This window comes from Nostoc sp. UIC 10630 (genome assembly GCF_010747425.1).
In the GTDB taxonomy this organism is placed as follows: Bacteria; Cyanobacteriota; Cyanobacteriia; order Cyanobacteriales; family Nostocaceae; genus Nostoc.
Map to the genome: position 1 here is coordinate 1 of NZ_JAAGOG010000322.1, position 6,080 is coordinate 6,080.

Annotated in this window: 7 protein-coding genes; 2 read left to right on the forward strand and 5 right to left on the reverse strand. The window is 42.5% G+C overall.

Translation table 11 applies throughout. From position 1 onward, the window contains the following. Window positions 1–86: 86 nt before the first annotated feature. Window positions 87–821 carry a 16S rRNA (guanine(527)-N(7))-methyltransferase RsmG gene (rsmG, locus tag G1O98_RS36230; protein ID WP_163939017.1) on the forward strand — a complete coding sequence of 245 codons (735 nt, stop codon included), beginning with the start codon at window positions 87–89 and terminating at the stop codon, window positions 819–821. A 101-nt stretch (window positions 822–922) separates the two neighbouring features. Here the strand turns inward: rsmG and G1O98_RS36235 are convergent, their stop codons facing one another. From G1O98_RS36235 to G1O98_RS36255, 5 genes are all read right to left on the reverse strand, one after another. After that, window positions 923–1,702: a superoxide dismutase gene (locus tag G1O98_RS36235; protein ID WP_175587008.1), complete on the reverse strand. Its 780-nt coding sequence runs from the start codon at window positions 1,700–1,702 to the stop codon at window positions 923–925. Window positions 1,703–1,812: 110 nt separating this feature from the next. Beyond that, a complete protein-coding gene (locus tag G1O98_RS36240; RefSeq protein ID WP_163939019.1) occupies window positions 1,813–2,973 on the reverse strand; it encodes an ABC transporter ATP-binding protein in 1,161 nt (386 codons plus the stop codon). 51 nt (window positions 2,974–3,024) lie between these two features. Further along, a complete protein-coding gene (locus G1O98_RS36245) occupies window positions 3,025–3,237 on the reverse strand; it encodes a type II toxin-antitoxin system HicA family toxin (protein WP_163939021.1) in 213 nt (70 codons plus the stop codon). Between the two features lie 14 nt (window positions 3,238–3,251). After that, window positions 3,252–3,455, reverse strand: a complete 204-nt coding sequence (locus tag G1O98_RS36250; protein WP_163939023.1) for a type II toxin-antitoxin system HicB family antitoxin — start codon at window positions 3,453–3,455, stop codon at window positions 3,252–3,254. A 25-nt stretch (window positions 3,456–3,480) separates the two neighbouring features. After that, complete coding sequence (locus G1O98_RS36255) at window positions 3,481–4,209, reverse strand: GUN4 domain-containing protein (RefSeq protein ID WP_114080449.1); 729 nt, start codon at window positions 4,207–4,209, stop codon at window positions 3,481–3,483. 274 nt (window positions 4,210–4,483) lie between these two features. On the opposite strand from G1O98_RS36255, the gene G1O98_RS36260 reads away from it, so the two are divergent. Continuing rightward, on the forward strand, window positions 4,484–5,905 hold the full coding sequence (locus G1O98_RS36260; protein WP_163939025.1) for an NADP-dependent isocitrate dehydrogenase: 1,422 nt from the start codon (window positions 4,484–4,486) through the stop codon (window positions 5,903–5,905). The last annotated feature ends 175 nt before the right edge of the window (window positions 5,906–6,080 follow it).

The following is a 6,080-nucleotide window of genomic DNA, read 5'->3' on the forward strand; positions in this document are numbered from 1 at the left end:
GATTGGGGATTGGGGACTGGGGACTGGAGAAAAAAGAATACCCAATGCCCTATCCCAAATGACAAATGACAAATGACAAATGACAAATGACTAACTTATTGCCTGAGATGGCAGAAATCTGGCAGCAAACTCTGAATTGGCAACCAACTGTCCAACAGCAAGGGCAATTCCAAAGGCTTTATGAGTTAATCCTAGAAGGTAATCGTCAACTAAATTTAACTCGCATTACTGACCCCCAAGAGTTTTGGGAAAAACATCTCTGGGATTCTCTACGAGGAATTCTACCCGTATTATCAGGAAATTTACCCCTGGCTTCTCCCACTATCATCGATATTGGTACAGGTGCAGGTTTTCCGGGTGTTCCAGTGGCAATTACAGTACCTAATTGCACAATTACTCTTCTTGATTCAACTCAGAAAAAAATTACTTTTCTCGACAATCTATTATCTGAACTTGCCCTTACTAATGCTAAAACTCTTGTTGGTAGGGCTGAGGAAATCGGTCAGCATTCTCAGCATCGAAAGGCTTATGATATTGCACTGATCCGTGCTGTAGGGGCAGTTTCTGTTTGTGCAGAATATACCCTACCACTGCTCAAACAGGGAGGTTTAGCCATAATTTATCGCGGTAATTGGACAAAGGATGAAACAACAGCTTTGCAGAATGCTGTGAAGCTGTTGGGTGGCGTTATTGAATCAATCGAACAATTTACAACACCCTTGAGTCACAGCATCCGGCACTGTGTGTATTTGCGTAAGGTAGCCACCACACCAGTTCAGTTTCCCCGTTCTATTGGTGTACCTACTCAAAAGCCTCTTTGACTAATTGGTAATTCGTAATTCGTAATTAGAAAGAGTGCAAGTTTCCACTGGTTGTAATTATGAATTACTTTGACAGGAGTGGAATATCAATATCCCAATGTTTATGCAAGTTTACTGGCTGCTGCAAAACGCTTGTTAATCTCATCCCAATTAACCACATTCCACCAAGCATCTAAATAATCGGCGCGGCGATTCTGGTAATTGAGATAATATGCGTGTTCCCATACGTCATTACCTAAAATGGGATATTTACCTGCACTTAAGGGACTATCTTGGTTAGCTGTAGTTGTCACTTCTAACTTGCCACCTTTATTACGCACTAGCCAAACCCAACCACTACCAAAACGACTAGCACCAGCTTCGTTAAACTGTTTTTTGAAAGCTGCAAAAGAGCCAAAACTTTGATTAATTGCGGAGGCTATATTTCCTGTTGGCTCTCCCCCACCTTTTGGCTTCATAATTTCCCAGAACATTGAGTGGTTCACATGACCACCGCCATTATTGCGTACTGTTCTGCGAATATCCTGTGGTACACTGTCAAGTTTTTGCAACAGTTCTTCAACAGTTTTGCCTTTGAGTTCTGGGTGTTTAGCTAATGCTGCATTCAAGTTTTTTACATAAGTTGCGTGGTGTTTATCATGGTGAAACTGCATCGTTTTAGCATCAATGTGTGGTTCAAGTGCTTCGTAGGCGTAAGCTAAAGGCGGTAGTTGGATAGCACCTGTTTTATCTGATGTTTTATTTAGTGTTGTATTTGGTGTTGTTTCAGGAGTTGCAGTATTTCCATTTGGAGATTTCTCTGCCGATGCACAAGCATCTAATGTAAAAGCACCCGCGCCTGCTGTAAGTAAAAACAAGAAATTGCGTCGATTAATAGCCATATAACTTTTTGCAGCTAATCAATTAAGTCTCTATTGCAGTTTTTATTTTCTTAGATTTTGGCTACAAAAAATTGGGAATTGTGAGTATTTCTGGCAGTTTAAGAAACTATTTATAAAATTCTGTCACCAGTTTTGGGATCAAATACAAACAAGTGATTTAAATCAAGTTGTAGAGAAAGGCGATCGCCTGGACGCGGACGCACATCTGCGCCCACCTGAATATTCAACACCACCGCCGAACCAGGTAAACCAGCACGAATCAAAGTTTCCCTTCCCAAAGGTTCCACCACCTTAACTTCCACAATCAGGTAACTCTCATTTTCTTCTTGGCGCTCTTGGCGACTTGGTGAATCAGCGCTGTAGGCGGGTTTCCCGCCGTAGGCGACTGTGAACCCGGAGGGCGGTTCGTTAATAAAAATATGCTCTGGACGAATCCCCAAATCATAACTGTGTCCTTGACGCAACTGTAATTTTTCTTTTACAACTGCTGGAATCGTTAATAACTGCCCACTCACATCAAAACCGTTATTGTGATAGATTGCAGGCAAAATATTCATTGGCGGACTGCCTAAAAAACTTGCCACCATTTGATTAGCAGGACTTGCATAAATAGTTTGGGGATCACCAATTTGTTGAATTCGCCCACGATTTAGCACGACTATTTTATCAGCCAAAGTCATTGCTTCAACTTGATCGTGGGTGACGTAAATTGTGGTAATTCCTAATTCTTGATGTAACTGTTTTAATTCTGCCCTTGTATCGTCGCGTAATTGGGCATCTAAATTAGATAAAGGTTCATCAAGTAAAAAAACTTGGGGTTCACGAGCGATCGCTCTCCCTAATGCTACCCGTTGTTGCTGTCCCCCAGAAAGTTGTTTGGGCTTACGATCCAGCAAATGATCCAGAGAAAGCGATCGCGCCACATTCATCACCCTTTCTTGAATGATTTTCCGGTCAACCTTCCGCATTTGCAAGCCAAAGCCGATGTTTTCTGCCACACTCATGTGAGGATAGAGAGCATAGTTTTGGAACACCATCGCTACATCTCTTTGTCTGGCTGGGATATTATTCACCAAGCGATCGCCAATAAAGAGTTTACCTGATGTGGCGGTTTCTAAACCTGCGATCGTTCGCAAAATTGTAGATTTACCACAACCTGATGGGCCAACTAAAACCCAAAACTCGCCATCAGGAATTTCAAAGGTAATATCCTCGATCGCGGTGACATTATTAAATCTACGTTTAATATCTTCTAGACGAACATTTGCCATTATCTGATTTGATATTTTCTGTTTGGGATTGGTAGAAAACTCCCAACTCTATTATTCCAGCAAACCTATAAATTCCCTTGTAAGTTCAATATCGCGTAGTAATCCTTTGCCTATTGTTTTACCAGCATGAACAGGAATAGTTACTAACCGCCCATCTTCATGTTGCATTTGTACATGAGAGCCTTTTTGACGCACCGCCTGAAATCCTATTTTCTCAAGGGCGTTAATAACTGTTTTACCTGTTAAAACTGGTAGTTTCGGCATTAAATTACTACCTTTTAAATACCTATAAATTCTGGTATTTTTTCATCACTTGTTGTTTCTAAACAAAGTTCAATTACTTCTTTCATGTTAGCCATCAACTCATCAATTGTTTCTCCTTGACTGTAACAGGCTTGTAGCTGAGGTACTTCTCCGACATAGTAGCCATCTTCATCCCGTTCAATGATGACGTAGAATTCTCGGTTGGTGGGATTGATCATAATCTATTTGTCCGTAGACTCAAAATCATTTTTCTGGATTCTTCGACCAAGCAGGGTGAGAGAGTAAAGAAGCAAAGACTCTTACCCCCCGCAGCTGATTAGAGAGGGGTAAGTGACCTCTAGGCGCACTCAAATCCCAGGTAAAGCTGTTAGGGTATCGCGTCCAATTATTACCTTCTTTCCAGCCAATTTTCGGCCAGAAATTCTCCCAATTTTTACCCAAACTCAACCAGATTTCTCGCTGCACTGAAAAGCCAAATTTACCCTCAGAGTGGACTAACCAGAGGTTGTTAATGGTTTGTAAGTCAACAGCCGAGGTATTTTCTACCTCAGTAAAGTACAACCATTTTCGTTGTACAGCCGTTGGTCCTGATAGTTCACACATTTTTTCGATGGTGACGCGATCGGCTGCTTGAAAGTCTTGAGCAGCAAGTAGCTGTTGCAAAGAATTGTAGTTAATCCCGCACTCTGATTTTAGAGGTACAATTCCTTCAGGAAAACAGGAGCGCAAAAATTCTTTGGCTTGAGGTGCATCAGAGCTATAGAGGACTTGGTAAGCTTTGCCATCAATCCAAGTCGCTGGGTTCTCACGTCGTTTCAGTAAAAATTCCATCAACACGTCTAATCCCTCATTACCCAACTCAGCTAACTGTGGGATTATCTGTTGTTGGACTTTTTCAGACCCGGCGATTAATGGTTGTCGGAGAGAGTCGATGTCATTTGCAGGGCCTGATAAAATCATTGGGTCTGTCATGCCATTCTCGTTTTAACGGTCAGTGAAAGAGCGGTAAGCTATCGGGCTTCACCTTGGAAAAGTATTGATAGCGAAAAGTAGTTTACTATTTTTAATCGTACAAAATTGCGATCGCTTCACTGAATCCCACACTTAATCCCCAAATAATGTACAAGGGGAATAGGGGGAAAATCTTTGCCTTATGGCTTGGTAAACAAAAGACATAGCAAAATATACAAGCCTGCCACATAAGGATTTTTTGACTAGCAGCGTATCAATTAGGAGTGTGTGAACGATGTACGAAAAGATTACCCCCCCCGCAGCCGGAGCAAAGATCACCTTCAAAAATGGTGAACCAATCGTACCGGACAATCCAATTATCCCCTTTATTCGTGGCGATGGTACAGGTATCGACATCTGGCCTGCTACCCAGAAAGTTCTTGATGCTGCGGTAGCCAAAGCATATAAGGGTCAGCGTCAAATTAGCTGGTTCAAGGTTTACGCTGGTGACGAAGCTTGCGATTTATACGGTACTTACCAGTATTTACCTCAAGACACTCTCACAGCAATTGAAGAGTATGGTGTAGCTATTAAAGGGCCTTTGACTACTCCCATTGGGGGAGGAATTCGTTCTTTAAATGTGGCACTAAGGCAAATTTTTGACTTGTATGCCTGTGTGCGTCCTTGCCGTTACTATGCAGGTACGCCCTCTCCCCACAAAAATCCCGAAAAGCTGGATGTAATTGTTTATCGGGAAAATACAGAAGATATTTATTTAGGCATTGAGTGGCGACAAGGTAGCGAAATCGGCGATCGCTTAATTAAGATTCTTAACGAAGAACTAATCCCCGCCACACCAGAACACGGGAAAAAACGCATTCCTCTTGATTCTGGTATTGGCATCAAACCCATCAGCAAAACTGGTTCCCAGCGCCTAGTCAGACGTGCCATCAAACACGCTTTGCTATTGCCCAAAAACAAGCAACAGGTGACTTTGGTGCATAAGGGCAACATCATGAAGTACACCGAAGGCGCTTTCCGCGATTGGGGTTATGAACTAGCAACTAGTGAATTCCGTCAAGAAACTGTCACTGAACAAGAATCTTGGATTTTGAGTAACAAGGAAAAAAATCCGAATATTTCCTTGGAAGAAAACGCCCGCCAGATTGAGCCTGGGTTTGATAATCTTACCCCAGACAAGAAAGCGCAAGTTGTCAAGGAAGTTGAAACTGTTCTTAACACCATTTGGGCAACCCACGGCGATGGCAAATGGAAAGAGAAAGTTTTGGTGAATGACCGGATTGCTGACAGTATTTTTCAACAAATCCAAACCAGACCGGATGAGTATTCGATTTTGGCAACGATGAACTTGAACGGCGATTACTTGTCTGATGCCGCCGCAGCCATTGTTGGGGGATTGGGAATGGGACCAGGGGCAAATATTGGTGATTCTAGTGCGATATTTGAAGCTACCCACGGCACTGCACCCAAACACGCCGGCTTAGATCGGATTAATCCGGGTTCAGTGATTTTGTCTGGTGTGATGATGCTGGAATTTATGGGTTGGCAAGAAGCCGCAGACCTAATTAAGAAAGGTTTAAGCGATGCGATCGCAAATAGTCAAGTGACTTACGATTTAGCCCGGTTGCTAGAACCACCAGTTGAACCCTTAAAATGTTCTGAATTTGCCGACGCAATTATTCAGCATTTTGGTTAATTCTATTAGGGTTAATTAGTCACAAGTCGAATTACCCCACCCTAACCCTCCCCTTTACAAGGGGAGGGAACTGGATTTTTTGTTTCCCCCCTTTACAAGCTACGGTGTACACACAAGTCTTATAAAGTTGTCTAACAGTGTTTCGATCCCCCCTAACCCCCCTTAAAAAGGGGGG

Coding starts and splice junctions, on each gene's coding strand:
- rsmG (WP_163939017.1), top strand. CDS start 87: ATGACTAACTTATTGCCTGAGATGGCAGAAATCTGGCAGCAAACTCTG.
- G1O98_RS36240 (WP_163939019.1), bottom strand. CDS start 2,973: ATGGCAAATGTTCGTCTAGAAGATATTAAACGTAGATTTAATAATGTC.
- G1O98_RS36250 (WP_163939023.1), bottom strand. CDS start 3,455: ATGATCAATCCCACCAACCGAGAATTCTACGTCATCATTGAACGGGAT.
- G1O98_RS36255 (WP_114080449.1), bottom strand. CDS start 4,209: ATGACAGACCCAATGATTTTATCAGGCCCTGCAAATGACATCGACTCT.
- G1O98_RS36260 (WP_163939025.1), top strand. CDS start 4,484: ATGTACGAAAAGATTACCCCCCCCGCAGCCGGAGCAAAGATCACCTTC.
- G1O98_RS36245 (WP_163939021.1), bottom strand. CDS start 3,237: ATGCCGAAACTACCAGTTTTAACAGGTAAAACAGTTATTAACGCCCTT.
- G1O98_RS36235 (WP_175587008.1), bottom strand. CDS start 1,702: ATGGCTATTAATCGACGCAATTTCTTGTTTTTACTTACAGCAGGCGCG.